The organism is Winogradskya humida, from assembly GCF_016862215.1.
GTDB classification, from domain to species: domain Bacteria; phylum Actinomycetota; class Actinomycetes; order Mycobacteriales; family Micromonosporaceae; genus Actinoplanes; species Actinoplanes humidus.
This window is the reverse complement of record NZ_BOMN01000044.1, coordinates 1-26,977: the sequence shown is the minus strand read 5'-3', so window position 1 is coordinate 26,977 and position 26,977 is coordinate 1. Positions and strand designations below refer to the sequence as shown.

The window sequence follows — 26,977 nt, the reverse complement described above, 5'->3', positions numbered from 1 at the left end:
GACCGGGGCAGAGCGACCGGGGCAGAGCGACCGGGCAGGGGGCATCCCCGAGACCGGGGGTGGTCTCGGGGATGGGGGTGGGGGTGAGGGGTCAGAGCTGCTCGACGTGCAGGCCGCGGTACATGCGGCGGTGGGTCACGCCGAGGCGGCGGTTGCCGGCGTCGACCATCATGCCGCCGCCCAGGTAGATGCCGACGTGGCCGGGGCCGACCACGAGATCGCCGGGTTTCGCCCTGGACAACGGCACGGGGTGGGCGAGGGCGGCCTGGGAGCCTGACGAGTGCGGGAGGCGGATGCCGGCTCTGAGGTAGGCGGCTCGGGTCAGGCCGGAGCAGTCGAAGCTCTGCGGGCCGGCGGCGCCGTAGCGGTAACGCTTGCCGACCTGGGCGCGGGCGTATCCGGTGATGGCCGCGCGGCGCTGCAGGATCTGAGCCCGCCGCGACGCCGTCCGCTGCGCCGGAGTGAGCCGCGCGACCTGCCGCCCCGCGTTCGGTTGCCCAGCGACCGCGAGCTGCGCGGCCTGTCGCCCAGCCGTCGGTTGCCCAGCGACCGTGAGCTGCGCGGCCTGTCGCCCAGCCGTCGGTTGCTCCGCGAGCGTGAGACCCGCGGCTTGGCGCCCCGCGGCCGTGAGCTGCGCGGCCGTGAGCTGCGCGGCCGGTCGCCCCGCGAGCGTGAGACCCGCGGTTTGTCGGCTCGCAGGCGTGAGCTGTGCGGCCGGTCGACCCGCGACCGCGAGACCCGCGGCTGTGAGAGCCGCAGTTGTGAGATTGCCGGGCGAGAGCGCTGCCATCGCGAGCGCCGCGGGTGTGAGGCCTGACAGTGCGTGGGTGGCCGGTAGGGAGCCTGAAAGGGCCGGCCCTGCGGGTTTGGTTTGCGGATAGTGGGGGGTGAGGGTGAGGGAATTGGCGGTGGTGATGGTCCGGGGAATGGCGGGCGAGGGGGCGGAGTAGGCAGGGGTGGGGGTGATCGAGAGGGTGACGGCGGCGGCTGAGACGGCTAGGAGAAGTGCGTTCCTGGTCAGGGCGTCTCCCGTTGTTCGGCGCGGGGTTTTCTTGGACCATCGGAATCTGACACGGGGGCGGGATTTGGTCAATCCGCGCAGAACGGGCAGGCAGTCAAGGCCTCTAAGGGGTTCAGGTATATCTGTTGAATGGGTTTGAATCGCGGAACAATGGTGGGGGCAAGCCATTCTGGACGCGTGAATGAGGAAGTCTGCGGGACCATTCATTCGCGGCGCGGCCACGTTCGCGTGAAGGGGGCGGCGAAAAGGCCAGGCGATAGGGGAAACGGCGACGGGCCGGGTCTCCCTTGAAAGGGAGGCCCGGCCCGAGGGTGGTGCGTGGTGGATCAGGCGCCGCGGAGGGTTGCTCCGGTCCGGGTGGCGGCTTCGGAGACTGCGGCGTCGCGGGCTGCTACCGCTTCCTCGACCTTGAGGGTGCGGTCGGGGGCTCGGAAGGTCAGCTTGTAGGCGAGGCTCTTGAGTCCTTCTCCGACCTGCGCCGACTCGTAGACGTCGAAGAGGTGGACCGATTCCAGGAGCTCTCCTGCCCCCTTGACCAGGGCGGCCTCGACAGTGGCAGCGGGAGTCGCGGCCGGGACGACGAGGGCGACGTCGATCAGGGCCGGGGGGAAGGTGGAGATCTGCGGGGCCTGGGTGACCGGCTTGGCGGGGACGGCGTCGAGGTCGAGTTCCATGGCGCAGGTGCGCTTGGGGAGCTCGAGGTTCGACAGGACGGCGGGGTGGAGTTCGCCGGCGTGGCCGATGATCGCGTCGTCGACCAGGATGGCGGCGCAGCGGCCCGGGTGCCAGGGGGCCTGGTCCGCTGCCTGGACCGTGATGCGGGACGGGTCGAGGCCGGCCGCTGACAGAGCGGTGCGGGCGGCTTCGATCGCGTCTGACCAGGTTGCGGGGCGGCCCGGGCCCCACCAGCCGGCTGGGGAGACGTCGCCGGTCAGGGCTACGGCGAGGTGCCAGGGCTGGGACGGGACGATCGCGTTGGCGTTCGCCCAGTCTTCCGGGGACGGGCCGTGATCGACGCCGAGGACCGGCGGGGCGGTTGTGGTGAGGTGGGGCTGGAAGACCGTGCCCAGCTCGTACAGGGCGAGGTCTCGTTCGCCGCGGCCCAGGTTGCGCTTCAGGGTGGTGAGCAGCGGGGGCAGCAGAGTGGTGCGCAGCAGGGGTTCCTGCTCGGAGAGCGGGTTGGTCAGTTTGACCGCGCTGCGGCGGGCGTCGTCCTCCGGCAGGGCGAGGGCGTCCGCGGCGCCGGGGGACACGAACGGGTAGGACAGCACCTCGACGTAGCCGCTCTCCGCCATCGCGCGGCCGACCGTGCGGCGCTGGGTCTGGCGGGCGGTGAGGCCGCCGCCGCCACGGGCCGGGGGCAGCAGGCTCGGGATGGCGTCGAAGCCGCCGAGGCGGGCGACCTCTTCGACGAGGTCGACCGGGGCCACGAGGTCGGGGCGCCAGGTCGGCGGGGTGACCTCGAGGGGTTCCACGCCGGTGACCTGGCAGCCGATCTTTCCGAGGAGCTCGGTGATCTCGTCGACCGAGTAGGGCACGCCGATCCGGCGGGTGGACAGGTCCGTGGGCAGCAGGACCGGCGCGGGGGCCTTGACGTGGTTGATGTCCAGGACGTTCTCGTCGGGGGTGCCGCCGGCGTGCGTGGTGAGCAGGTCCACCGCGCGCGAAAGGGCGACAAGCGTGAGCTGCGGGTCGACGCCGCGTTCCCAGCGCTTGGCCGCCTCGCTGAAGAGCTTGTGGCGGCGGGCGGTGCGGCCGACCATGACCGGGTCCCAGTGGGCGGCCTCGAGCAGGACGTCCACCGTGGTCGGCTGGTATTCGCTGGTTTCGCCGCCCATGACCGCGGCCAGGGAGATGGGGCCCGAGTCGTCGGTGATGACCATGTCCTCGGCGTCGAGGACGCGGGCCACGCCGTCGAGGGTGGTCAGCTTCTCGCCCGGGTGGGCGCGGCGCACGGTCAGACCGCCACGCAGCAGGTTCAGGTCGAACACGTGCATGGGCTGGCCGAGTTCGAGCATCACGTAGTTGGTGATGTCGACGGCGAGCGAGATCGAGCGGACGCCCGCCGTGGTCAGGCGGCGCTTGATGAAGTCGGGCGACGGCACCGACGGGTCGATCCCCCGCACGACACGCGCCGAGAACCGGTCACACCCGACCGTGTCCTCGACCTTAACCGCATAACCAGAACCAAGCGAAACGTCCGAAATATCCACAGAGCCGGGATCCGTGTACGCAGCCGAGTAAGCATGCGACAGCTCACGGGCAAGGCCGCGGACGCTCATCTCGTACCCACGGTCGGGGGTGATCTCCACGTCCAGGACGACGTCGTCGAGACCGATCAGCGGCCGCGCGTCGGTGCCGGGCGCCGCGGACGACGGCGGGAGCACGATGATGCCGTCGTGGTCGTCGCCGAGGCCCAGCTCGGCCGCCGAGCAGATCATGCCGTTGGAGGTGTGGCCGTACGTCTTGCGGGCAGCGATGTGGAACCCGCCGGGCAGCTCGCCGCCCGGCAGGATCACGACGACCAGGTCACCGACGGTGAAGTTGCGGGCGCCGCAGACGATCTCCTGCGCGTCGGGGTTGCCGACGTCGACCTTGCAGAAGCGGATGGGCTTCTTGAAGCCGGTCAGCTCCTCGATCTCGAGGACCCGGCCGACGACCAGGCCGCCCTTGATCGTGGCGCCCTGGTCGACGATGGCCTCGACCTCGATGCCGAGGTCGACCAGCTTGCGCTCGAGCTCGGCGGTGTCGATGGGCGAGGGCAGCTCGACGTACTCGCGCAGCCAGGAAAGGGAGAGCTTCATGATCAGACCGCCATACCGAAGTTGCGGGTGAAACGGACGTCACCCTCCACCATGTCGCGCATGTCGCTGACGCCGTTGCGGAACATCAGCGTGCGCTCGACGCCGATGCCGAACGCGAAACCGGAATACCGGTCGGGGTCGATGCCACAGGCCGTGAGGACCCGCGGGTTGACCATGCCGCAGCCACCCCACTCGACCCAGCGCGGGCCGTCGCGGTGCTGGGCGAACCAGACGTCGAACTCGGCCGAGGGCTCGGTGAACGGGAAGTAGTGCGGCCGCCAGCGGGTCTTCGCGTCCGGGCCGAACAGGGAGCGGGCGAAGTGGTCGAGGGTGCCCTTGAGGTGCGCCATCGTGATGCCCTCGTCGACGACCAGGCCCTCGATCTGATGGAACACCGGGCTGTGCGTGGCGTCGACCTCGTCGGTGCGGTAGACGCGTCCGGGGCTGACCACGTAGATCGGCGGCTCCTGGGTGAGCATCGTACGGACCTGGCCGGGCGAGGTGTGCGTACGCATGACGAGGCCGGGCAGGTCCACGTAGAACGTGTCCATCAGGCCGCGCGCCGGGTGGTCGGGGCCGATGTTCAGGGCGTCGAAGTTGGCCCATTCCAGCTCGAGCTCGGGGCCGTCGACCACGGAGTAGCCCATGCCGAGGAACATGTCGCCCATGTGTTCCATGAGGGTGGTCACGGGGTGCCGGGCGCCGCGCGGGTGGCGGTCCCAGGGCAGGGTGACGTCGACGCGCTCCTCGACCAGGACCCGCTCGGCGCGTTCGCGCTCCAGCTCGCCCTGGCGTTCGTCATAGCCGGCCTGCACGGCCTGGCGGGCGATGTTGACGCGCTTGCCGGCTTCGGACTTCGCGGCCGGCGGCAGCGAGCCGATCTCGCGGCGTGCCAGCGACACCGGTGAGCGGTCGCCGAGGTGGGCCGGCTTCAGCGCGCCGAGCGCGTCGAGGTCGGCGGCGCCCTTGAACGCGTCGAGCGCCTCTGTCACCGCCGCGTCGAGCGATTCAGGGGCGAGCAGGACGGCCTGCTTCGGGTCGTACGGATCGTTGCGGTAAGACATGGTCGAGCGAACTCCCTCAAGACCGGATGAGCCATCGACTCGTCGGGACCGAGTGCACCGAGCGCAGCGAGGGCCGCGAGGGGGCGACTCAGGTGGATCAGGCGGAACCCGAGTGCACCGAGCGCGGCCGGGCCGCGAAGGGGTGACTCAGGTGGATCAGTGTACGGAGGCGCGGCTGGGCCACAGCCCGCCGGTCAACGAGTTACGCGCGAAAGGGTCAGCGCACGCGCCCGCGACCAGCGGGCTCGCTAAACAGCTGACTCATGATGATCTCCCGGCGAAACGGAGCGAGGATCTCCCGGCGAAACGGACCGTTGCGCTCGTGCTGAAGCATACAAGCAGACCGCGGCGGCGGCAGCCAGGTTAAGGCTCTCGGCACCACCATAGATGGGTACGCGCACCCGCGCATCCGCCGCCTTCAACAGCTCCGGACCGAGCCCGTGCGCCTCCGAGCCGAACAACCACGCCGTCGGCTTCCCCAGCTCGACGGAGTCCAGATCGGTTTCGCCCGTACCCGTGGTCGCGAGCACCTGCAGGCCGTAGTCGCGCAGCTCGTCGACGATCGTCAGCGGCGCGCGGACCACGTCCACGTTGAACAGGCTGCCCGCCGAGGCCCGCACGCATTTCCCGTTGTACGGGTCCACGGCATCCCCGGCGAAGATGACCGTGCCCGCCCCGGCGGCGTCCGCGGTGCGCAGGATCGTGCCGGCGTTGCCCGGGTCGCGGATCTCGACGGCGACGGCGACCAGCCGCGGCTCCTTGGCGAGCGCCTCGGCGAGCGGCACGTCGATCTGCTCGCAGACCGCCACGAGGCCCTGCGGCTGGACGGTCTCGGTCAGCGCCGCGATCGCCTCGTCGTCGACCGGGGACACCACGGGCGCCTCCATCGCGAGGTCGCCGTAGCGGTTCAGCGCTTCGGGCGTACCGAAAAGCTCGAGAACCACTCCCGCAGCGAGAGCGGACCGCACGGCCTGAGGTCCTTCGGCCAGGAACTGCCCGGCCTTGTCGCGGTCGCGGCGTTTCTGCAGCTTGCGGGCCGCGATGATCCGCGGGGTGCGGGGGGTGAAGATCACTGAGGTCCACTCCAAGCGGGGTGACATGTGTTTTCCGCTGCGGGAAAACTCAGAAAGCGAAGAAGCGCCCACCGCCGTGGCGGAAGGCGCTTCCTCAAAGGTGCGGTGCGAAATCAGGCAGCCTGGGCGGCGGCGCCGCCGATACCCTCGGCCACCACAGCGGCCCGCGCGATCTCGACGATGGCCGCGAACGAGGCGTCGTCGTGGACGGCCATGTCGGCCAGGATCTTGCGGTCAACCTCGACACCCGCGAGCTTGAGGCCCTGGATGAGGCGGTTGTAGGTCATGCCGTTGGCCCGGGCCGCGGCGTTGATGCGCGTGATCCACAGCTGGCGGAAGTCGCCCTTGCGGTCACGGCGGTCGCGGTACGAGTACTGCATCGAGTGCAGTACCTGCTCCTTGGCCTTGCGGTACAGGCGCGAGCGCTGACCGCGGTAACCGCTGGCGCTCTCCAGCAACGTGCGACGCTTCTTCTGGGCGTTTACTGCCCGCTTGACGCGTGCCATTTCAGTACTCCTAACAGGGGAACGGTTGTGGCGCGCGTCAGCGGCCGAGCATCTTCTTCACGCGCTTGGTGTCGGCCTTGGCCACGGTGACCGTACCGGTCATCCGGCGGGTGACCTTGGAGGACTTGCCCTCCAGCAGGTGACGCTTACCGGCCTGCTCGACAACGAGCTTGCCCTTGCCGGTGACCTTCACCCGCTTACCCATGCCGGTGTGGCTCTTCATCTTCGGCACTTGACGCCTACTCTCATCTCGTCCCCGCGGCCTGACGGCCGCGGGGGCCAACTACAGAACTACTCAGACGAACTAGCGGCGGTCTCCGCCACAGGCGCTTCCGCCTCGGCGGCGACGTCACCCTCGCGCGGCTCACGGCCGGCCGGGCGTGCGGCCTCGACCGCGGCGGCTGCCGCGACCTTGGTGGCCCGGTGCGGCGCCAAAACCATGATCATGTTTCGGCCGTCCTGCTTGGGACTGGCCTCGACGAAGCCGAGCTCGGAGATCTCCTCGCTCAGCCGGCGGAGCAGGCGGAAGCCCAGCTCGGGGCGGCTCTGCTCACGACCACGGAACATGATCGTGACCTTGACCTTGTCGCCCGCCTTGAGGAACCGCACCACGTGACCCTTTTTGGTCTCGTAGTCGTGCGGGTCGATCTTCGGGCGGAGCTTCATTTCCTTGATGACTGTCTGCTGCTGGTTGCGCCGCGATTCGCGCGCCTTGAGTGCACTCTCGTACTTGAACTTGCCGAAGTCCATGAGCTTGCACACCGGCGGGCGCGCCATCGGCGCTACCTCGACCAGGTCCAGGTCGACGTCGGCGGCCAGCTGCAGGGCGCGCTCGAGCGGGACGATGCCCACCTGCTCACCCTCGGGGCCGACCAGCCGGACCTCTCGTGCCCGGATCTGTTCGTTAACGCGTGGTTCGACGCTGATGGGGCCTCCTCAGAACGGGATCAATATCCGGTCGCTCCCCGGCTCACGCCGTGGAACAACCCGTGCCAATGTCGGTCGGCCTCGCGCCGCCCTCTGACCACCGGGCGGCGGGAAAGCAGAAGGCCCCGGCATATGCCAGGGCCCGCTCGACCGGTCATCGGCGCCCCATAGAGGACGCACACCCACCGCGGGATATTCCCACAGTCGGTTTGACCGGACCCAGATGCTTCTAGAGCTTCAGGGTGGGAACCAGCGGGCTCCTCTTTCGCGCCGTCCCAAACAATCTTGCGATTGCTTGACAACCTTGCGGTCGTCAGAGGGCAGGCGTGGTCGACTGCTGTGAACTCTACCAGCTCAGGAGATAGATGCCGAATGAAGGGCACGCAGCGCCCGTACGCCCTGCACTGCGTAGTCCTTGTCCGTGGCCTGCAGCGCGTGCACGGGCACGATCTCCTCGTCGTGCAGCTCCAGCATCGCCCAGGCCGAGTTGCGGTCGAAACGCACGGCGCGAACCGCTGACCAGGGCAGATCGAAGTTGCCGATCAGGTTGCGGACCTGCACGTGGTCGGCGTCGGCGCGGACCCGGGGCCGGGTGAAGGTCAGGATGCCGAGCGCCGCGAGCACCCCCAGCCCGATCATCGCGCTCTGGTCGCCCCGCTCGAAGTGGCCGTAGCCGTCGCCGGTCGAGCCGTGCAGGCCGAAGCTGAGCGCGGTGAACAGGACGAACGTCACGACCGCGGCGATGCCGGCCACCCAGCGGATGCGCTGCGGCTTGAAGACGAGCGGGGAAGCCATCGTGGTCCTCACAACCTGCAGTTGGCGATGTCGGTCACGAGGATGGCGCGGGCGCCGATCTCGTAGAGCTCGTCCATGACGCGGTGCACGTCGGCGCGGCGGACCATCGACTGCACGGCGACCCAGCCCTCGCGGTGCAGCGGGGAGACGGTCGGTGACTCGATGCCCGGGGTCAGGGCGGTGGCCTGATCGAGGAGGTCGGCGCGGACGTCGTACGCGAGCATCACATAGCCCCGCGCGACCAGGACCCCCTGCAGCCTGCGCATCAACTGCGAAAGCTTCGCCTCCGCGGAGGAAGGCCGGCCGATCAGGATCGCGGAGGAGCGCAGCAGCGGCTCACCCAGGGTGACCAGGCCCGCCTGGCGCAGCGTCGTGCCGGTCTCGACCACATCGGCGATCAGGTCGGCGACCCCGAGCCGGACGGCGTTCTCCACGGCGCCGTCGAGGCGGACCACGTCGGCCTTGAGGTCGTGCTCGGCGAGGTAGCGCCCGACCACGCCGGGGTAGGCGGTGGCGATGCGCTTGCCACCGATCTGGGACTCCGAGTCGAGCCCGCCGATCGGGGCCGCCCAGCGGAACGTGGCCCCGCCGAAGCCGAGGTCGAGCATCTCCTGCGCGGGGACACCGGAGTCGACCAGCAGGTCCCGGCCGGTGATACCGAGATCCAGATCACCCGAGGCGACGTAGGTGGCGATGTCGCGGGGGCGCAGGTAGAAGAACTCGACGTTGTTGTCCTCGTCACGGCAGACGAGGTCCTTGAGGTCGGTGCGCTGGCGGTACCCGGCGTCGCGCAGCATCTGGGCGGCCGGGGCGGACAGGGTCCCCTTGTTGGGGACAGCGATGCGCAGCATCGGACGTGCTCCTTGAAAGAAGTATCGATCAGAACGGAGGGCACGTCAGAGATGTCGGTAGACGTCCTCGAGGTCGAGACCCGAAGCGATCATCAGGCATTGTGCCTGGTAGAGCAGCTGCGAGATCTCCTCGGCGGTCCGCTCGCGACCCTCGTGCTCCGCGGCCATCCATGACTCGGCGGCTTCCTCGACGACCTTCTTGCCGATGAAGTGCACGCCCTTGTCCAGCGCGGCGACAGTGCCCGAGCCCTCGGGCCGCTCGGCCGCCTTCTGCTGCAGCTCGGCGAACAACTCTTCGAACGTCTTCACGAGGACCGATTGTTGCAGCTCATTACGGGGTGGCAACGGACGGGCCTCTACCTGCCGCACGTGGCTTAGGCTGCGGTTCATGGTCAGCAGAAACACCCTCACCGCGCTGGGCAGCGCCGTTGTGCTCCTCACCACGCTCGCCGCCTGTGCGCCCGCGGACGAGGAGTCGTCCCCCACCGCCGCCGGTTCCGCCTCCGCGTCGAACGCCGCGTGCGCCCAGGGCGCCCTCGACACCCTGGCCGGCGGCAAGCTCACGATCGGCACGGACAACCCGGCGTACGAGCCCTGGTTCAGCGACAACACCCCGAGCAACGGCAAGGGCTTCGAGTCCGCCGTCGCGTACGAGGTGGCCAAGCGGCTCGGCTACCCGGCGGCGAACGTGGTCTGGACCCAGGTGACGTTCAACAACGCGATCGCGCCCGGCCCGAAGACGTTCGACTTCGACGTCAACCAGTTCTCGATCACGCCGGAGCGCAAGAAGGCCGTCGACTTCTCGTCGCCGTACTACCTCGTGCGCCAGACGGTGATCACCATCAAGGGCTCCAAGATCGCGAACGCCAAGACCATCGCGGAGCTCAAGGACGCCAAGCTCGGCGCGCAGGTCGGCACCACCAGCTACCAGGCGGTCAACGAGCTGATCAAGCCGACCGCCAAGGCCCAGGTCTACAACAACAACGACGACGCGAAGGCCGCGCTGGAGAACAAGTCGGTCGACGGCATCGTGGTCGACCTGCCGACGGCGTTCTACATGACCGGCGCGGAGCTCAAGGACGGCGTGATCGTCGGGCAGTTGCCGCAGGTCGGCGTTCCCGAGCAGTTCGGCCTGGTCCTCGATCTCGGTTCGAAGCTGACCCCGTGCGTCACCGACGCGGTGGACCAGCTGCGCCAGGACGGCACCCTCGCGGTGCTCGAGAAGACGTGGCTGAGCAGTGGCGGGGCTCCCGAGCTTTCGTGAGCACGCCCTATCAGCCCAGGCCATACGAGCCGAGTGATGTCCAGCGCGAGCGGATCGCCTACCGACGCCGGCAGACGATCCGCTCGGTGCTGCTGTCCGCGCTCTCGACCCTCGTCGTCGGCATCGCACTGGCCTACGCCGTCACCGGCTCCCCCGGCTGGGAGCGGGTCAAGTCGTCGTTCTTCGATCCGGAGATCGCCCGGGAGTACCTCCCCGACATCCTGCAGGGCCTCTGGCTGAACATCCGGCTGCTGGTCGTCTGCACGCTGGCCGCGCTGCTGCTCGGCCTGCTGATCGCGGTGCTGCGCACGCTGCGGGGCGCGGTCTTCTTCCCGGTCCGGGCCCTGGCGACCGGATACACGTACGCATTCCGCGGCCTCCCCCTCATCATCGTCCTGTACGTCTTCACGTTCGGCGTGCCGGGTCTGCGCCTGCAGGGCATGCCCAGCGTGCTGGTGCTCGGCGGTGCGGCGCTGGTGATCGTCTACGGCGCGTACCTGGCCGAGGTGTTCCGGGCCGGCATCGAGTCGGTGCACCCGAGCCAGCTCGCCGCGGCCCGCTCGCTGGGTCTCACCTACCGGCAGACGATGCGGCACGTGGTCCTGCCCCAGGCTGTCCGCCGGGTCACGCCGCCGCTGCTGAACGATGTCGTCGCGCTGCAGAAGGACGTCGGGCTGGTGTCGCTGGCCGGGCCCATCGACGCGGTTCGCGCGGCGCAGATCGCCACGGCGCAGGACGCCAACTTCACGCCGTACATCGTGGCCGGGGTTCTGTTCGTGCTTCTTGCCCTGCCGTTGATCGGCATCACCGACTGGGTCACGCTGCGCGCGGCCCGCCGCCAGTCTGCGGGGTCCTGAGTTGCTGCTGTCCTGTCAGAACGTCCGCAAGACGTTCGGCACCAACCTGGTCCTGGACGATCTGTCACTGGAGGTGGACGAGCATGAGGTGGTCGCGCTGATCGGCGCGTCCGGCTCGGGCAAGTCCACGCTGCTGCGCTGTGTCAACCTGCTCACCGGGATCGACGACGGGGTGATCCGCCTCGACGGCGAGGACATCACGGACCCCAGGGCGGATCCGGATCTCGTACGCCGCCGCATCGGCATGGTCTTCCAGAGCTACAACCTCTTCCCGCACATGACCGTGCTGCGCAACGTCACCCTCGCCCCGGACAAGGTGCACAAACGCGCCGCCGCCGAGATCAGGGATCAGGCGATGGAGTGGCTGTCCCGGGTCGGCCTGGCCGACAAGGCGGACAGTTACCCGGACCGGCTCTCGGGCGGCCAGCAGCAGCGGGTCGCGATCGTCCGCGCGCTGGTGAACAACCCGCGCCTGCTGCTGCTCGACGAGGTCACCTCCGCGCTCGACCCGGAACTGGTCGGCGAGGTCCTGACGATGATCCGCGGCCTCAAGGACGACGGGATGACCATGGTCCTGGCGACCCACGAGATGGGCTTCGCCCGGCAGGTCGCCGATCGCGTGGTCTTCCTCGACGGCGGCCGCATCATCGAAGCGGGCCCCCCATCGCAGGTGCTGGGAGACCCCGTCGAGCCGAGAACACGGCAGTTCCTGGCCCGGATCATCGAGGCCGGCAGACTTTAGTCCTTGTTGACCTCGCGGATGGCGAGGACGGCGTCGAGGACGGCGACCGTGCTCTGCCAGCCCTTGTCCTCGATCGAGTCCTCCAGGCCCGCGCGGTCGCGGGCCTGGCCGAGGCTCTCGACCGTGAGCACGCCGTGGGCGACCGGGGTCTGCTCGTCCAGGGCGACCCTGGTCAGCCCGGCCGTCACCGCGTCGCAGACGTAGTCGAAGTGGGCGGTCTCGCCGCGGATGACCACGCCGAGCGTCACCACTGCGTCGCACTTCTTCGCGAGGGCCTGGGCCACGACGGGAAGCTCGACCGAGCCCGCCACGCGCACCGTGGTCACGCTCTCCACGCCGCACGCCTTCGCCGCCGCCTGGGCGCGGTCGACCATGTGGTCGACCAGGTCGGAGTGCCAGCGCGCGCCGACGATGCCGAGCGTGAGCCCCGCGCCGTCGACAGTTTCCAGGTGCGGATCCCCGAAACCGGCCATGATGCCCCCTTTTGAAATAATGCTCACATAACTGACAGGGCGAAATCAGCCCAACGCTTCGAACAGGTGCCCCATGCGGTCCCGCTTGGTCCGCAGGTAACGGACGTTCTCCGGGTGCAGCCGCACGGGCAGCGCCTCGCGACCCGTGATGGTCAGGCCGTAGCCCTCCAGCCCGGCGCGCTTGGCCGGGTTGTTGGTGAGCAGCCGCATCGAGCGGATGCCCAGGTCATAGAGGATCTGCGCGCCGATGCCGTAGTCCCGGGCATCGGCCGGCAGCCCCAGCTCGAGGTTGGCGTCGACCGTGTCGAGGCCACGGTCCTGCAGCTGGTAGGCCTGCAGCTTGTGCAGCAGCCCGATCCCCCGGCCCTCGTGCCCGCGCATGTAGAGCACGACGCCGCGTCCCTCGGCGGCGATCCGCTGCAGCGCCGCGTCCAGCTGGGGGCCGCAGTCACAGCGCACCGAGCCGAAGACGTCACCGGTGAGGCACTCCGAGTGCACCCGGACGAGGACGTCGCCCGGCTCTGACAGGTCGCCGTAGACCAGGGCCACGTGCTCGCCGCCGTCGACGGTCGCGCGGTAACCCACCGCGGTGAAGTCGCCGTGCTCGGTCGGCAGCCGGGTCTCGACGACCCGCTCGACCTGCTGCTCGTGGTGGCGGCGGTATTCGATGAGGCCGGCGATGCTGATCAGCACCAGGTCGTGCTCGGCCGCGAATCTCTCCAGGTCGGGCAGGCGCATCATGGTGCCGTCGTCGTTGACCAGCTCGCAGATCACCCCGGCGGGCCGCAGCCCGGCGAGCGTCGCGAGGTCGATGGACGCCTCGGTGTGCCCCGGACGGCGCAGCACGCCGCCCGGCTTGGCGCGCAAGGGCACCACGTGACCGGGGCGGGACAGGTCGGACGGGCCGGTCGCCGCGCTCGCCAGCAGCCGGATGGTGTGCGCCCGGTCGGCGGCGGAGATGCCCGTGCTGACGCCTTCGCGGGCGTCGACGGTCACGGCGTAGGCCGTACCCTTCGCGTCCTGATTGGTGTGGAACATCGGCGGGAGGTCGAGCCGGTCGGCCTCGGTCTCGGGCAGCGGCACGCAGATGTAGCCCGACGAGTAGCGGACCATGAACGCGACCAGCTCCGGGGTGGCCAGCTCGGCGGCGAAGATGAGATCGCCCTCGTTCTCGCGGTCCTCGTCGTCCACCACGATCACCGAACGCCCCGCCGCGATCGCCTTGATAGCGGCCTCGATGTCATCCGACATGACGATCCCCCAGCATCTTCTCGACGTACTTCGCGATCACGTCGACCTCGAGGTTGACCGGGTCGCCGACGGCCTTGGCGCCCAGCACGGTGAGCTTGAGCGTGGTCGGGATCAGCCCGACGCTGAACTCGTCGGCGGTGACCGCCATGACCGTCAGCGACACTCCGTCAACGGTGATCGAGCCCTTCTCCACCACGTAGCGGGCCAGCTCCGGAGGGAGCGAGAAGCGCAGCACCTCCCACTCGTCGGCGGGCTCACGGGCGATGATCGTCGCGACGCCGTCGACGTGGCCCTGCACGAGGTGACCGCCCAGCCGGGAGCCGACCGTCGCGGCCCGCTCCAGGTTGACCGGGGAGCCCTGCTCGAGCACGCCCAGCGACGAGCGGCGCAGGCTCTCCCCCATCACGTCGGCGGTGAAGACGCCGTCCGCGTTGTCGACGACGGTCAGGCAGACGCCGTTGACCGCGATCGAATCACCGTGCCGGGCGTCGGACGTGACGAGCGGGCCGCGCACGGCGAGCACCGTTTCGGTGAACGAAACGACCTCTCCCAGTTCCTCGACGATGCCAGTGAACATCAGTTGCCCTTCTCGACAGGGGTAGCAGTGAAGCGCAGGTCGGGGCCGATCTGCGTGACTTCGATCAGATCCAGGTCGATCGCCTCGGCGATCGTGGCCACCCCCGCGCCGACCAGGGCGGGCTTGCCGGCACCGAGCAGCTTGGGTGCGACGTAGCCGACGACCCGGTCGACCAGGCCGGCGGCGAGGAACGCGCCGGCCAGGGTGGGGCCGCCCTCCAGCAGCACGGCGCGGACGCCTCGGGCGTACAACTCGGTGAGCAGGGCGGACAGGTCGACGTGGCCGTCAGGCCCGGCACCCACCGCGGCGGCCGTCGCGATCCAGGTGTCTGCCGCGGAGTCGCGCACGCGGGCTTTGTGAGGGGTACGCCCCAAGCTGTCCACAACAACCCGCAGCGGCTGCTTCCCCGCGAGCGACCCCGTGCTGATGTCCCGGACGGTGAGCTCGGGGTCATCGGCCAGCACGGTGCCGACCCCCGCGACGATCGCGTCGACCGTGCCCCGCAGCCGGTGGACGTCGGTGCGGGCCGGCTCCGAGGTGATCCACTTGCTGGTGCCGTCGGCCGCCGCGGAACGCCCGTCGAGCGTCGCGGCGTACTTCCAGGTCACGTAGGGCCGGCCGCGCCGCACGGCGGTCAGCCAGGCAGTATTGCCCGCCTCCGCCCCGGCCCGGCCCACCCCGGTCTCGACCTGCACCCCGGCGTCGCGCAGCGTGGCAGCGCCCCCGGCGGCGTCCGGTGTCGGGTCGTCGACCGCGATGACCACCCGGCGCACCCCGGCGGCGATCAGCGCCTGCGCGCACGGCCCGGTGCGCCCGGTGTGGTTGCACGGCTCCAGCGTCACCACGGCGGTGCCGCCCCGGGCCCGCTCACCGGCCTGGGCGAGCGCGACGATCTCGGCGTGCGGGCCACCCGCGATCGCGTGGAAGCCCTCCCCGGCCACCTCCCCGTCGGCGTCGAGCAGTACGCAGCCGACGACCGGGTTGGGGCTGGTGGAGCCGAGGCCGCGGGCGGCGAGCGCGACCGCGCGGGCCATCGCCTGATCCTCGGTGAGCATCTCGTGCCTCTCCCTCGCGCGGAACGGTCACGCGCGGCGAAAGAGTGAGAAAACGCAGGAATAGGACACGGCGGCGCTTGCGCCGCTTTAAAAAGCGCGCGGCGGCAGCCCATGTCCTGCTCCGCGCGCTGTCTCTCATCCGGACTGTCGGACCGACCACGCCATGCGGCGTAAAAACAGGTCGATCACACCGTCGGCCCCGGAGTCACACCAGGTCCACCGTCCGCCCGTGAAGCAGCGTCCGGGTCGCGGGCTTACGGCTCCCGCAGGAGCCGATCACCGCCGGTTCGGAATTTCACCGAGTCCCGCCAGCGCGTGGTGGGTTACCCCCGATACTTGCACGCTCCGAGGCTTTTGCCGACCCCCGGGCGAGGCAGGTCACAACAGCGTGTCGTCGGCTTCGGACTCCAGGCGACGGCGGTCGATCGCGACGTACGAGCCGGGCTGGCTCTTCGCGACCTTCTTCATCTCGGAGGCGACCGCGACCACCGCCCGGTAGTCGTCGTAGTGCCGCCCACCCGTCGTCGACTGGGCCACCCCGATCGACAGGGTCACCAGCGCGGCGCGCTGCTTGCCGCCCCGGCGGTCGGGCACCTCGATGTAGCCGCGGCGGGCGTCCTCGGGGTCGTAGAGCTGGTCGGCCGAGGCCTCGAAGTCGGTGACCATCTGCTTGGTCAGCGGCAGCACCTGGTCGGGGTGGCAGATGAAGACGAAGTCGTCACCGCCGATGTGGCCCAGGAAGACCGACGGGCGCCCGGCAGCGGTCGCCGCGCGGTGCACGCTCTCGGCGAGCGTGGTGATGAAGTCGTCGCCGCGGTCGAAGCCGTACACGTCGTTGACCGGCTTGAACCGGTCGATGTCGATGTAGCCGACCGCGAATTCCTTGCCCGCCTTGAGCCGGTCGACGATCTCCCGGGTGACCCGGGCGTTACCGGGCAGCCCGGTCAGCGGCGAGACCTCCCGGAACTCCTTGTTGCGGCGCAGCGTCGACGACACCCGGGCGATCAGCTCAGCGGTGTCGAACGGCTTGACCAGGTAGTCGTCCACCCCGGCGGTGAGCCCGACGACCTTGTCCACGGTCATGCCCTTGGCGGTCAGCATGATCACCGGCAACGCCGAGGTCAGCGGCTCGGCCCGCAGCCGGCGGGTGAGCTCGACGCCGTCCATCCGGGGCATCATCCAGTCGACCACGGCCAGCGCGGGACGCTGCGTCTCCATCATCTCGAGCGCTTCCTGGCCGTCGCGGGCCCGGACCACCTCGAAACCGTGCACCTTGAGGTTGAACCCCACGAAGCCGGCGATGTCGTCGTCGTCGTCCACGACCATGACCAGGTCGGGCTTCTCCGCCGGGTCGGCGCCCGGAGCGTCGTTCGAGTGGATCGCCCCCGTGCTCATACCCGGATCGTCGCCCTCTCGGCCAGCGCCTTCAGCTTGCGGACAGCCTCGGCGGGATCGGCAGCGCCATAGACAGCGGTGCCCGCGACGAACGCGTCGGCGCCGGCCTCGGCGGCCTGCTCGATCGTGTCGGCCGAGATGCCGCCGTCGACCTCCAGGCGCACCTCGAGATTCTTGGCCCGGATCCGGCGCCGGACATCACGCACCTTCTCCAGCATCTCGGGCATGAACTTCTGCCCGCCGAAACCGGCCTTGATCGTCATGATCAGCAGGGTGTCCACATAGGGCAACAGCTCGAGGTACGGCTCGACGGGCGTGTCCCGGTCGATCGCCAGCCCGGCCTTCGCCCCCGCCGCGCGCAGTGTCTTGGCCAGCGCCACCGGGTTCTCACAGGCCTCGGCGTGGAACGTCACGTTGTAGGCCCCGGCCTCGGCGTACCCGGGGGCCCACCGCTCCGGGTCAGTGATCATGAGGTGCACGTCGAACGGGATCACGGTCGCCTTGCGCAGACTCTGCACCACGGGCAGCCCGAGCGTCAGGTTCGGCACGAAATGGTTGTCCATGACATCGACATGCACCCAGTCGGCGGCGCCCTCGATGTCATGCACGGCGTCAGCCAGATGCGCGAAATCCGCGGCGAGGATGCTGGGGGCGATGATCGGCGATGGCTCCACGAATGAAGTGTAGGACCTCACCCGCACCCCTTGACGAGGAAGATGCCGCCATGGACCGGACCACCCTCGAAAACACCCTCCACGACGGCCTCGTCCATGCCGTGACCTCGGCGCTCACGGAAAACCCCCACGCCGTCGCGGCGGCGCTGGCCCACCTCTACCGGGAAACCGACGGGGTGATCACGCTGCCCGCCCTCGGTGTCGCCACCGCGGAGGAGCTCGCTACCGACGGCTGGAGCATCGCCGACTGGGACTACTTCGACGACGAATGGCTCCCCGCCGAGGTCACTGACGCCGTGACGGCGGAGGCCCGCTCCTCGGCCCCCAGCCACTGGGACGCGACGTTCCAGCGATACCTGGAAGCACTCGTGCACGCCTGCCGCCGAGCGCGAGCCACGCTGGACGTCATGGTGGTGTTGCTCGACGACGAACACCACGAGTCACTGATCAGAGCGGTGCTGGCCCCGCACGAGGTCAGCCTGCACTTCCCGGAGTACGACGCCCGCGACGCCGAGCTGGCACGGCTCGCCGTCATGCCGGTCGCGGAGCGCGGCGCCCATCTCGTCACCCAGCTGGATGTGTTCGATGGGCCCGTCCAGGCGGAACCGGCGCTCCGCGAACTCGGCCCGGACGCCTTCCCCGCGCTGATTCCGCTGCTCGCCGTTCCCGGCGCCGCGTGGCAGGCCGCGAAAGTCATTGCCGACATCGGACGCCCCGACGGCGACGTCCTGCGGGCCCTCGAAACGGCGCTCGAGCGGACCGAAGGCTCCGACCGGAACTGGGTGGCGAGGGCGCTCGCCCGTCTCGGCCGGCTCGATGCGGTGCTGGCCCGTGCCGGCACGCTGCCCGCGGACACCGTGGCGGACGCGATCGCCGCGCCGTACACCGGCTTCCGGGATGATGCGGTCGATCCGCCGCCGCTCGATTACCGCCCGCTGGCGGATGCCCTCGCGCGGTTTCCCGCGTACGCGTCGGAAGTGGAGATCCGGACGGCCTGCACCATCCGGCCGGAAGAGGTGGACGAGGCCAGGCGCGGCCTCGTCTCCCCCCACAAGGTGATCCGCGAGCACGCCGCCGAAGTGCTCGACGCGCTGCGGGTCGGTTAGCCGGTGGCGGCGCAAGGCCGCCGCTCCGGCAGGTCAGCTGGTGCGGCGCAGGACGGCCAGGAACATCGCGTCGGTGCCGTGGCGGTGGGGCCAGAGCTGGACGGTCGGGCCGGAGCCCAGGTGGGGCATGCCCGCGGGCAGCAGCGGGCGGGCGTCCACGAAGTCGACCTCGACGCCGCTGCGGCGGGAGCCCTCGGTGACCGTGACCTGGGTTTCGACCATGTGCGGTGAGCAGGTCACATAGGCGACCACGCCGCCGGGACGGACCGCGCGCAGCGCCGCGACGAGCAGCTCACGCTGGAGCTTGGTCAGGGGCGGCAGGTCGGTCGGCTTACGGCGCCAGCGCGACTCCGGGCGGCGGCGCAGCGAGCCCAGGCCCGTGCAGGGCGCGTCGACCAGCACGCGGTCGAAGCCCTCCTCGGGCAGATCGGGATCGCGGCCGACCGTACGCCCATCCGTCGGCAGCACCGTGACCGGCATCCCCGCCGTGGCCTGGTCGACGAGCCGGGCCCGGTGTTCCGCCACCTCGACCGCGGTCACCCGGGCGCCGCGCTCGGCGGCGATCGCGCCGAGCAGACCGGCCTTGCCGCCGGGACCCGCGCACAGGTCGAGCCAGCGGTCGTCGCGGCCCTCCAGCGGGGCGGCCAGCAGCGCCGCGGCCACCAGCTGCGAACCCTCGTCCTGCACGTGGGCACGGCCGTTGCGGATCGCGCCCAGCTCCGCCGGGGAGCCACCGTTGAGATACACGGCGTACGGCGAGAACGCACCCGGCACGCCACCGACCTCGTCAGCCAGCTCGATCGCGTCGGAGCGGCCCGGACGGGCGCACAGGTGCACGACCGGGGCCTGGTTGTCCTCGATCAGCAGCCGGGCGGTGTCCTCCAGGTCGCCGCCGAGCGCCTCGCTGAACGCGCGGATCACCCATTCGGGGTGGTTGTGCACGACTGCGAGGTTCCCGACCGGGTCCTGCTCGTACGCCGGGGCGAGCTTGGTCAGCCAGTCGTCGAGGCTGGTCTCCGAGATGCTGCGCATGACCGCGTTGGCGAAGCCGTGCGCCGCCGGGGCGACCGCGCGGACCAGGTCGACGGTCTGGTTCACCGCCGCGTGGGCCGGCACCCGGGTGAAGAGCAGCTGATAGGCGCCCAGGCGCAGCGCGTCGCGGGCGGGCGGGTCGATGCGTGACACCTCACGCCCGGCGGCGTCCCCGATGATCAGATCGAGCGTGCCGAGGGCCCGCAGCGTGCCGTAGGTCAGCTCGGTCGCGAACGCCGCGTCCCGGCCGTGCAGCCCCATGCCGCGCAGGATCTCGGAGAGGACAAGGTTCGCGTACGCGTCGTCGCGGTGCACGGCGGCAATCGCCTCGTACGCCGCCTGCCGCGCCGGGTCGGACGCCGGCCGGCCCGCTCGCGGGGCTCGTCCGGTGCGCGCGTCACGGTCCTGGGTGCGGCCGTAACCGGGCCCGCCGGGACGCCGCGGACGGCCGGTGTTGTGCGGGCGGTCGGCGTGGTGCTCGGAAGTCACTGAAGCTGCTCTCCGGGGTTGATCCGCAGGCCACGGGCCCAATCGCTCGCGGACATGGGTTTCTTCCCGGCGGCGCGGACCTCGCCGAGGATCACGGGAGTGGTAGCGGTGCCGGCCAGCACCTGGTTGCGCTCGACCAGCAGCTCGCCGGGCTTGAGCGGCACGGCGTTGGCCACCGGGCGGACCGGGCCGAGCTTGAGCCGCTCGTCGCGCAGGGTGGTCCAGGCGCCGGGGGCCGGCGTGCAGGCGCGGATGCGCCGGTCGACGGCGAACGCCGGGTCGCCCCAGCGGATCCGCGCGTCCTCAACACTGATCTTGGGCGCCATCGAGATGCCGTCGGCGGGCTGCGGGTGCGCCCGCGCCGTGCCGGCCTCGATCGCGTCGAGCACCGCGACGAGCAGCCCGGCACCCTCCGTGGCGAGCCGGGCCAGCAGGTCACCCGACGTGTCCGTGGCGCGGATCTGCTCCGTGAGCGTGCCGTAGACGGGGCCGGTGTCCATGCCCGCTTCCAGCTCGAACACGCTCGCACCGGTCACCTCGTCGCCGTGCAGGACGGCGTGCTGCACCGGAGCCGCGCCGCGCCAGGCGGGCAGCAGCGAGAAGTGCAGGTTGACCCAGCCGTGCTTCGGGATCTCCAGCGCGGACGAGGGGACCAGCGCGCCATACGCGACGACCGGGCAGCAGTCAGGGGCCAGCTCGCGCAGCCGCTCCTGGAACTCCGGCTCGCGCGGGCGCTGCGGCGTGAGCACCTCGATGCCCCGCTCGTCGGCCCACGCACCGGCGGGCGAGCGCAGCAGCTTGCGGCCTCGGCCGGAGGGGGCGTCCGGGCGGGTCACCACGGCGACCAGCTCGTGCGACGAGGCGGCGAGGGCGTTGAGGGACGGGAGGGTGACTTCGGGCGTACCCGCGAAAACGATGCGCATCGCTCAGCGCCCCAGACCGAACAGGCCACGCCCGTGCGGGCTGGTCTTCACCACGGGTGGCTTCGCCAGGTCGTACCAGTCGGAGGCCCGGATCTGTTTCATCGCGTCCTTACGTCCCGCGGCGTCCAGCCGGTCCAGGAAGAGCACCCCGTCGAGGTGATCGGTCTCGTGCTGCACGCACCGCGCCATCAGCCCCGTGCCGATGAGCCGGATAGGGTCGCCGTGCTCGTTGAAGCCCTCGGCCACGACGTTCTGCCGGCGCTTGGTGTCGACGTAGACGCCCGGGATCGACAGGCAGCCCTCGGGGCCGTCCTGCTCCTCCTCGTCGGGGTAGCTCAGCACCGGGTTGACGATGTGACCGACCACGTCGTCGACGTCGAACGCGAACACCCGCAGACCGACCCCGAGCTGCGGTGCGGCCAGCCCGGCGCCACCCTCGTCGAGCATGGTGTCGGTGAGATTCTTGACGAGCGTACGCAATTCCTTGTCGAAATCGACGACCTGATCGGCCTGCGAACGCAGCACCGGGTCGCCGAACAGACGGATGGGCTGGACGGTCACTCGGTGCTGCTCCTGACGCGCGAAGTCGGTATTCGCACCTAGTCTACGGACGCCGTGTCAGGAGAGCCCAACGTGACCGGTTGCGTCGCCCAGCCGCGCAGTGTCAGCCGGTCCCGGCGGCCCGGTTCACCCGCCGCGGTGATCTCCGGGAAGCGCCGCAGCAGCGCCGGCAGTGCGACCTGGGCCTCCAGCCGGGCGAGCGGCGCACCGAGGCAGTAGTGCGCTCCCGCCCCGAACGACAGCGGCGCGTTCCCGGGCCGGTCGGGGTCGAACCGGTCGGGATCACGGAAGCGGGCCGGGTCCCTGTTCGCCGCGCCGAGAAAGATGATCAACTCGCTGCCCGCGGGCACGGGCAGCCCCGCCACCACCGTGTCCTCGCCGGCGAAACGCTCCGTGAGCTGCACCGGGGAGTCGTACCGGAGAACCTCCTCGACAAAAGCCGGCGCCAGACCCGGATCCGCACGCAGCCGCGCAGCCTGCGCCGGACGCTCGATCAGCAGCTGAACCCCGTTGCCGAGCAGGTTGGTCGTGGTCTCGAAACCCGCCACGAGCAGCAGCGCCAGGTTGCCCATCAGCTCGTCAGCGGTCAGCTTGTCGCCGCCGGAGTCGTGCGCCGCGGCCAGCGCGGTCACCAGGTCATCGCGCGGCTCCTGCCTGCGCAGCGCGATCAAGGACTCGAAGTACGCCGTGAGCTCCTGCGCCGCCGTATGCGCCGCGGTCGCCTGCGCCTCCGTGAACCGGACCTCCAGCACCGTCGTCAACGCCTCGGCCAGCCGCCGGAACTGCCCACGGTCCTCGGGCGGCACCCCCAGAAGTGCGCAGATCACAGCAATAGGCAACGGGTACGCGAGATGCGCGACAACGTCGGCCACCCCGTCCCGCTCGCTGCCCTCCAGCTCGTCGAGCACCTCGTCCACCTGCTCCACGATGACGTCCCGCAGCCGGGCCACCCGTCGCGCGGTGAACACCCCGGACGCCAGCCGGCGCATCCGCGTGTGGTTCGGCGGGTTCTGCCGCAGCATCGAGTCGACGAACAGCTTCACGCCGAGGTTCTCGCGCCAGTCGTCGAAGTGCTCGTCGAGCTGCCCGCTGTCGTACGTCCCCATCGCCGGGTCCCGCAGGATCGAGTCGGCCGCGTCGTAGCCCGACACGAAGTACGTGCTGCCCGTGCCCACGATCGGACCGGCCGAGCGCAGGGTCGCGTACGCCGGATAGGGGTTCATCGAGGCCTTGGGCGACAGCAGCGAGGCAACGGCAGCGGCGAGATCCATCCCTCCATTGTCGCTTCACGTCCACGTCGGCCGCGGTTCACCGTCGGCTCCTACCGTGCCGCACATGCGACGAATCGTGTCCCGAGTGGCCGTAGCCGGCCTCATGCTCGCCGGTGCCGGCCTCGTGGCCGCACCCTCCTCCGCGCACGGCGTCTCCGTGCCGACCCTCACCGGCTTCGCGTCCCTGCCGGCCCTGACGTTCGTCCCGGGCAGCGACCCGTCCGGCGCCGCCCTCGGCACCACCCCGGTCAACGGCATCGCCGCACCCTGGGACGACCAGCCGGTGCAGGGCTTCTCCGGGGTGCTGCCCAACACCGACGGCACGTACGACGTCCTCAGCGACAACGGCTACGGCAACAAGGCCAACAGCGCCGACTTCCTGCTCCGCATCCAGCACATCGGCCCGGTCACGGCGACCGGCCAGGTCGACGTCCTCGGCGGCATCAACCTCACCGACCCGTTCAAGAAGGTGCCGTTCGCGCTGACCCGCGCCGACCGCGTCCTCACCGGCTCCGACTTCGACGTCGAGTCGATCGTCCGGGCCAAGGACAACACGCTGTGGCTCGGCGACGAGTTCGGCCCGTACCTGCTGCACTTCGACCGGGCCGGGCGGCTCCTGCAGGCACCGATCCCGCTGCCCGGCGTCTTCGCCCCGGAGAACCCCGCCGGCACCCCCAACCTGCCCGGCAGCAAAGGCTTCGAAGGCACGGCCCACTCCCCCGACGGCCGCTACCTCTACCCGCTCCTCGAAGGCAGCGTCGCCGGCGACACCCCCGGCGACCTGCGCTTCAACGAATTCGACACCCGCACCGCCGCCTTCACCGGCAAACGCTGGACCTACCGCCTCGACACCGCGTCCAACGCCATCGGCGACGCCATCCCGGTCGACGCCAACCGCTTCCTGATCATCGAACGCGACAACAACCAGGGCGACGCCGCCGCCCTCAAGCGCATCTACCTCGCCGACCGCCGCGACCGCAACCACGACGGCGTCATGGACAAGACCCTCGTCGTCGATCTGCTGAACATCGCCAACCCGCGCGGCCTCGGCGGCTTCGGCAAGACGTTCCGCTTCCCGTTCGTCACCATCGAGGACGTCGCCCTGCTCTCCGGCGACACCATCGCGGTCCTCAACGACAACAACTTCCCGGGCTCCGCGGGACGCACTCCGGGCGTCGCGGACAACAACGAATTCATCACCGTACGCCTCCCGAAGTCCCTCAACCCCGACCCCCGCGTCCTGCCCTGACCCCGGTCGTAGGACGGCGCCGGATCCCCCTCTCCCGGCGCCGTCCGCGGGAAGTCCGTCAGTCCTTGATCGTCAGGACACCCTCAAAGCTGCTGTCCGTGCCGCCGGCCCAGCGCTTCGTCAGGCTGACCTCGAAATACCTGTCGGCGGGGATGGAGAACTGGCAGGGAGTGCTGTAGTCGGTCAGTACGCAGTCATCCCAGGGTTCGTCCTCGACGTAGACGCGCACCAGAGTGCCGCCGGAGGTGAGGCCGGAGGGCGCGTTGGCCTTCAGCAGCACGACGCTGTTTCCCCATGTGTGGAACAGCTGCTGGACGAAGGTCTCACCGCCGTCCGGCTTCACAGGGGTCACGACGCCGACCGCCCGGGTGGAGGCCTGGGCCGGGAGCGCCAGTCCCGCCACCAGCGTCAAGCCGATCCCAGCGGCGGCCACCAGCTTCTTGAACGAGATCATGTTGTCCCTTCCGTAGTTCGGTAGGGACACCATGGCAACCGCATCGTGGCTGGCCGGCGCTCTCAGGACACACACCGGACAACACCGGACACACCCCTACAGCAGTTCGGCCGGGTCGACCTGGACGCGCACGGGAAGCGATGCCCGCTTCGCACTGCGCACCCCCGCTGCCTGATGCAGCGCCCGCGCCAACTCTGCCGCCCGCCCCCGCGGAACCCGCACCAGCATGCGTTCCTGATCCTCCTCCGCCGCCGGCACCGGCCCGAGAATCTCCGCGACGTCGGGCAACTGGGCAATCTCCAGCAACTCGTTCACCGCCTCGGTCTTCCCGGTCAAACTCACGAACCGCGCCGCAGGCGGAAACCCCAGCTCCCTGCGCTCCGCCAGCTCCCGGCTCGCGAACCACCCCGGATCCCACCGCAACAGGGCTTGAACCGGCGCCAGCGACCCATCGGCCACCACCACCACCCGCCCACCCTGCTTAGCCGGCCGCGCAAGAGCCGCCGCCGACAACCACCGCCGCATAGTCTCCTCCGCAGCCCGCAGATCGGCCCGGCTCAGCAACGCCCACGAGTCGAGCAGGAGAACCGCGCCGTACCCGCCCTCGGCCACGGGCTCAGCCCCCGGCGTAGCAACCACCAGAGCAGCGGTCCCCGGAACGGTGTCCAGAATCTCGTCCCGCCCCGACGTCTTCACGGGAACCCCGGCAAACGCCCGCCCCAGCTCCTCCGCCGTCCGCCGCGCCCCCGTCACGGAAGCCCGAAGCCGCCGCCCCCCGCAAGCAGGACACGCATAGTCGGCCGCAGCCCGCCCACACCAGTGACAGGTCGGAACATCCCGCGCCCCCGCCAACCCGAGCGGCCCGGAACAGTGCGGACACCGAGCCGGTGTCCGGCACTCCCCACAAGCGATCGACGGCAGATACCCCCGCCGAGGCACCTGAACAAGCACAGGAGCCCCGTCCTTCAAAGCCTGCCGAGCCGCCTGCCACGCCAAACTCGGCAACCGCGCCGTAGCCGCCCCCGGGTCCCTCGCCAGCTGCGGATCATCCCCCGTAGGAGCAATAGCCGGACACCGATCCCGAACCATGTCCCGCCCCGCCACAATCTCCTTCGCCCACCCGGTCTCAAGAAGCAACTGCCCCTCGCCCGTACGCGCAAAGCCCCCCACAAGCGCAGCACACCCCGCCATCTGAGCCCGAGTGAGCAGCACCTCCCGCGCATGCGGATAAGGAGCCCGAGGCTCGGCATGCAGGTCATCCCCGTCATCCCAGATAACCACCAGCCCCAACTCGGCAACCGGAGCAAACATCGCCGCCCGAGTCCCCACCACCACCGGCACCCGATGCCGACTAGCCGCCAAGAACCGCCGATACCGCTCCGAAGGCCCCGCCGCCGCATTCAACGCCACATGCCGCCCGACCCCGAGCACCTTCCCCAAAGCCCGATCCAACCGCTCAAGATCCCGAGCGTCAGGCACCACCACCACAACGCCCCGCCCACCCCGAACGGTCGCCGCCGCAGCCTCCGCGATCCGAGCAGCCCAATCCTCCCCGGGCAGAGCGGACCACACAGCCCGAGCATCCCGCCCCTGCTCCAGCGCATGCAGAAAAGCCACCCCGGCCGGATAGTCAGCCCACTGCGGCCCCCCACCCAACGCCGCTCCAGAGCCCACCACGGAATCAGCACCCAGCGCAGTGCCAAGCGCCGAATCAGCCGTGGGACCAGAGCCCAGCGCGATGCCAGGCCCGGAGCCAGAGCCCAGCCCGGAATCAGAACCCGACCCGGCACCAGGCACGGAGCCCGAACCCAGCGCGGGACCAGAACCAGGTACGGGACCAGAACCCAGCGCGGAACCAGAACCAGGCGCGGAACCAGAACCCAGCGCGGAACCAGAACCCAGCGCGGAACCAGAACCAGGCGCGGCATTAGAGCCCAGCCCTGTACCAAGCCCGGAGCCAGAACCCAGCGCAGGATCAGAGCCCGGCGCGGGACCAGAGCCAGGTGTGAGGTCAGGCGCAGAACCGGGGCCGGGTTCGGAGTCAGGAAGCGGGGCCGAATCGGAAAGTGATGCGGGGGCCGAAGGCAGATCGCCGTCCGCGGACGGTACAAGGTCTATGCGCGACGCCGGATCGGTGACAGAACCACGTGTGCTCGAGGACGCGCGGACTGAGGACTCTGTGGGAGCAGGGGAGCGCGACACCGCAGCTGGCAGCGACGGCGAATCGGCGGATGTCGGCTCACCACCGCTGGGTGCCACGAGGCCCGGGCCCGGCGGGGAAGCGGACGGGAGCATCACGAGGTCCGGGCTCGACATGGAACCAGCCGGGTCGTGCGGTAAGTCGGAATCAGAAGTTGAGCCAGAGCCCGGAAGCGATGCGCCGCCCCGAAGCGACCCACCGGCCGGAACCGACCCACCATCCGCAGCCGGCTCACCACCCCGCAGTGACCCACCACCCGGCAGTGACCTACCACTCGCAAGCGACCCATCCGGGAGCGACCCATCCGGCAGTGACCCACCACCCGCAAGCCGCCCCTCCGGAAGCGATCCACCCGGAAGCGAT

27 protein-coding genes and 1 riboswitch are annotated in these 26,977 nt (G+C 70.3%); of the genes, 5 read left to right on the top strand and 22 right to left on the bottom strand.

Translation table 11 applies throughout. The annotated features are described in order from the left end of the window. Positions 1 to 91: 91 nt before the first annotated feature. The 10 genes from Ahu01nite_RS50455 to Ahu01nite_RS19320 form a co-directional block, all read right to left on the bottom strand. Positions 92 to 790, bottom strand: a complete 699-nt coding sequence (locus Ahu01nite_RS50455; RefSeq protein WP_239158967.1) for a C40 family peptidase — start codon at positions 788 to 790, stop codon at positions 92 to 94. Between the two features lie 557 nt (positions 791 to 1,347). Continuing rightward, a complete protein-coding gene (gene pheT, locus Ahu01nite_RS19360) occupies positions 1,348 to 3,825 on the bottom strand; it encodes a phenylalanine--tRNA ligase subunit beta (RefSeq protein WP_203837964.1) in 2,478 nt (825 codons plus the stop codon). Positions 3,826 to 3,827: 2 nt separating this feature from the next. Further along, positions 3,828 to 4,889 carry a phenylalanine--tRNA ligase subunit alpha gene (pheS, locus tag Ahu01nite_RS19355; protein WP_203837963.1) on the bottom strand — a complete coding sequence of 354 codons (1,062 nt, stop codon included), beginning with the start codon at positions 4,887 to 4,889 and terminating at the stop codon, positions 3,828 to 3,830. Positions 4,890 to 5,137: 248 nt separating this feature from the next. Then, positions 5,138 to 5,989, bottom strand: coding sequence for a TrmH family RNA methyltransferase (locus tag Ahu01nite_RS19350; protein ID WP_203837962.1), 852 nt, complete (start codon positions 5,987 to 5,989; stop codon positions 5,138 to 5,140). Positions 5,990 to 6,075: 86 nt separating this feature from the next. Then, positions 6,076 to 6,468, bottom strand: a complete 393-nt coding sequence (gene rplT / locus Ahu01nite_RS19345) for a 50S ribosomal protein L20 (protein ID WP_203837961.1) — start codon at positions 6,466 to 6,468, stop codon at positions 6,076 to 6,078. Between the two features lie 37 nt (positions 6,469 to 6,505). Next, positions 6,506 to 6,700 (bottom strand): 50S ribosomal protein L35, encoded by a 195-nt coding sequence (rpmI, locus tag Ahu01nite_RS19340; RefSeq protein WP_203837960.1) that lies wholly within the window; start codon positions 6,698 to 6,700, stop codon positions 6,506 to 6,508. A gap of 59 nt (positions 6,701 to 6,759) precedes the next feature. Next, positions 6,760 to 7,395, bottom strand: a complete 636-nt coding sequence (gene infC / locus Ahu01nite_RS19335) for a translation initiation factor IF-3 (RefSeq protein WP_203837966.1) — start codon at positions 7,393 to 7,395, stop codon at positions 6,760 to 6,762. A 354-nt stretch (positions 7,396 to 7,749) separates the two neighbouring features. Beyond that, positions 7,750 to 8,190 (bottom strand): PH domain-containing protein, encoded by a 441-nt coding sequence (locus tag Ahu01nite_RS19330; RefSeq protein ID WP_203837959.1) that lies wholly within the window; start codon positions 8,188 to 8,190, stop codon positions 7,750 to 7,752. Positions 8,191 to 8,198: 8 nt separating this feature from the next. Next, on the bottom strand, positions 8,199 to 9,041 hold the full coding sequence (gene hisG / locus Ahu01nite_RS19325; RefSeq protein WP_203837958.1) for an ATP phosphoribosyltransferase: 843 nt from the start codon (positions 9,039 to 9,041) through the stop codon (positions 8,199 to 8,201). 45 nt (positions 9,042 to 9,086) lie between these two features. Next, on the bottom strand, positions 9,087 to 9,350 hold the full coding sequence (locus Ahu01nite_RS19320; protein ID WP_203837957.1) for a phosphoribosyl-ATP diphosphatase: 264 nt from the start codon (positions 9,348 to 9,350) through the stop codon (positions 9,087 to 9,089). A gap of 79 nt (positions 9,351 to 9,429) precedes the next feature. Here Ahu01nite_RS19320 and Ahu01nite_RS19315 point away from each other — a divergent pair, with 79 nt between their 5' ends. From Ahu01nite_RS19315 to Ahu01nite_RS19305, 3 genes are read left to right on the top strand one after another with little or no spacing between them, the layout of a single operon-like run. Continuing rightward, the gene (locus Ahu01nite_RS19315) at positions 9,430 to 10,305 is read left to right on the top strand and encodes an ABC transporter substrate-binding protein (protein ID WP_203837956.1); all 876 of its coding nucleotides are present in this window, start codon (positions 9,430 to 9,432) and stop codon (positions 10,303 to 10,305) included. Continuing rightward, positions 10,302 to 11,162 carry an amino acid ABC transporter permease gene (locus Ahu01nite_RS19310; RefSeq protein WP_203837955.1) on the top strand — a complete coding sequence of 287 codons (861 nt, stop codon included), beginning with the start codon at positions 10,302 to 10,304 and terminating at the stop codon, positions 11,160 to 11,162. Before Ahu01nite_RS19315 ends, Ahu01nite_RS19310 begins: the two co-directional genes overlap by 4 nt. Before the next feature lies 1 nt (position 11,163). Beyond that, a complete protein-coding gene (locus Ahu01nite_RS19305) occupies positions 11,164 to 11,904 on the top strand; it encodes an amino acid ABC transporter ATP-binding protein (RefSeq protein WP_275411764.1) in 741 nt (246 codons plus the stop codon). On the opposite strand, the gene ribH is transcribed toward Ahu01nite_RS19305, so the two are convergent. The 6 genes from ribH to rpe all read right to left on the bottom strand — a co-directional run bounded on the left by ribH (position 11,901) and on the right by rpe (position 17,329). Then, the gene (gene ribH / locus Ahu01nite_RS19300; RefSeq protein ID WP_203837954.1) at positions 11,901 to 12,377 is read right to left on the bottom strand and encodes a 6,7-dimethyl-8-ribityllumazine synthase; all 477 of its coding nucleotides are present in this window, start codon (positions 12,375 to 12,377) and stop codon (positions 11,901 to 11,903) included. The genes Ahu01nite_RS19305 and ribH overlap by 4 nt on opposite strands. A gap of 45 nt (positions 12,378 to 12,422) precedes the next feature. Then, positions 12,423 to 13,628, bottom strand: coding sequence for a bifunctional 3,4-dihydroxy-2-butanone-4-phosphate synthase/GTP cyclohydrolase II (locus tag Ahu01nite_RS19295; protein WP_203837953.1), 1,206 nt, complete (start codon positions 13,626 to 13,628; stop codon positions 12,423 to 12,425). Further along, positions 13,618 to 14,205: a riboflavin synthase gene (locus Ahu01nite_RS19290; RefSeq protein WP_203837952.1), complete on the bottom strand. Its 588-nt coding sequence runs from the start codon at positions 14,203 to 14,205 to the stop codon at positions 13,618 to 13,620. Before Ahu01nite_RS19290 ends, Ahu01nite_RS19295 begins: the two co-directional genes overlap by 11 nt. Then, on the bottom strand, positions 14,205 to 15,260 hold the full coding sequence (gene ribD, locus Ahu01nite_RS19285) for a bifunctional diaminohydroxyphosphoribosylaminopyrimidine deaminase/5-amino-6-(5-phosphoribosylamino)uracil reductase RibD (RefSeq protein ID WP_203837951.1): 1,056 nt from the start codon (positions 15,258 to 15,260) through the stop codon (positions 14,205 to 14,207). Before ribD ends, Ahu01nite_RS19290 begins: the two co-directional genes overlap by 1 nt. Positions 15,261 to 15,383: 123 nt before the next feature. Beyond that, a riboswitch (FMN riboswitch) is annotated at positions 15,384 to 15,577 on the bottom strand. A 61-nt stretch (positions 15,578 to 15,638) separates the two neighbouring features. After that, complete coding sequence (locus tag Ahu01nite_RS19280) at positions 15,639 to 16,655, bottom strand: GGDEF domain-containing response regulator (protein ID WP_203837950.1); 1,017 nt, start codon at positions 16,653 to 16,655, stop codon at positions 15,639 to 15,641. Beyond that, the gene (gene rpe / locus Ahu01nite_RS19275; RefSeq protein WP_203837949.1) at positions 16,652 to 17,329 is read right to left on the bottom strand and encodes a ribulose-phosphate 3-epimerase; all 678 of its coding nucleotides are present in this window, start codon (positions 17,327 to 17,329) and stop codon (positions 16,652 to 16,654) included. The genes Ahu01nite_RS19280 and rpe overlap by 4 nt, the downstream gene beginning before the upstream one ends. A 50-nt stretch (positions 17,330 to 17,379) precedes the next feature. On the opposite strand from rpe, the gene Ahu01nite_RS19270 reads away from it, so the two are divergent. Further along, positions 17,380 to 18,435: a DUF4303 domain-containing protein gene (locus Ahu01nite_RS19270; protein ID WP_203837948.1), complete on the top strand. Its 1,056-nt coding sequence runs from the start codon at positions 17,380 to 17,382 to the stop codon at positions 18,433 to 18,435. A gap of 33 nt (positions 18,436 to 18,468) precedes the next feature. On the opposite strand, the gene Ahu01nite_RS19265 is transcribed toward Ahu01nite_RS19270, so the two are convergent. The 4 genes from Ahu01nite_RS19265 to Ahu01nite_RS19250 are packed head-to-tail and all read right to left on the bottom strand — an operon-like array spanning position 18,469 to position 22,711. Further along, positions 18,469 to 19,956 carry an RsmB/NOP family class I SAM-dependent RNA methyltransferase gene (locus Ahu01nite_RS19265; protein WP_203837947.1) on the bottom strand — a complete coding sequence of 496 codons (1,488 nt, stop codon included), beginning with the start codon at positions 19,954 to 19,956 and terminating at the stop codon, positions 18,469 to 18,471. Continuing rightward, on the bottom strand, positions 19,953 to 20,879 hold the full coding sequence (fmt, locus tag Ahu01nite_RS19260) for a methionyl-tRNA formyltransferase (RefSeq protein WP_203837946.1): 927 nt from the start codon (positions 20,877 to 20,879) through the stop codon (positions 19,953 to 19,955). The genes Ahu01nite_RS19265 and fmt overlap by 4 nt, the downstream gene beginning before the upstream one ends. A 3-nt stretch (positions 20,880 to 20,882) precedes the next feature. Continuing rightward, positions 20,883 to 21,440 (bottom strand): peptide deformylase, encoded by a 558-nt coding sequence (def, locus tag Ahu01nite_RS19255; protein ID WP_203837945.1) that lies wholly within the window; start codon positions 21,438 to 21,440, stop codon positions 20,883 to 20,885. Between the two features lie 38 nt (positions 21,441 to 21,478). Then, on the bottom strand, positions 21,479 to 22,711 hold the full coding sequence (locus Ahu01nite_RS19250) for a cytochrome P450 (RefSeq protein ID WP_203837944.1): 1,233 nt from the start codon (positions 22,709 to 22,711) through the stop codon (positions 21,479 to 21,481). Positions 22,712 to 22,775: 64 nt separating this feature from the next. On the opposite strand from Ahu01nite_RS19250, the gene Ahu01nite_RS19245 reads away from it, so the two are divergent. Then, on the top strand, positions 22,776 to 23,960 hold the full coding sequence (locus tag Ahu01nite_RS19245) for an esterase-like activity of phytase family protein (protein ID WP_203837943.1): 1,185 nt from the start codon (positions 22,776 to 22,778) through the stop codon (positions 23,958 to 23,960). 58 nt (positions 23,961 to 24,018) lie between these two features. Here Ahu01nite_RS19245 and Ahu01nite_RS19240 read toward each other — a convergent pair whose 3' ends face one another. Together Ahu01nite_RS19240 and Ahu01nite_RS19235 are read right to left on the bottom strand one after the other, a co-directional pair. Further along, positions 24,019 to 24,414, bottom strand: coding sequence for a hypothetical protein (locus Ahu01nite_RS19240; protein WP_203837942.1), 396 nt, complete (start codon positions 24,412 to 24,414; stop codon positions 24,019 to 24,021). 96 nt (positions 24,415 to 24,510) lie between these two features. After that, on the bottom strand, positions 24,511 to 26,382 hold the full coding sequence (locus Ahu01nite_RS19235; protein ID WP_239158968.1) for a primosome assembly protein PriA: 1,872 nt from the start codon (positions 26,380 to 26,382) through the stop codon (positions 24,511 to 24,513). Positions 26,383 to 26,977 lie beyond the last annotated feature (595 nt).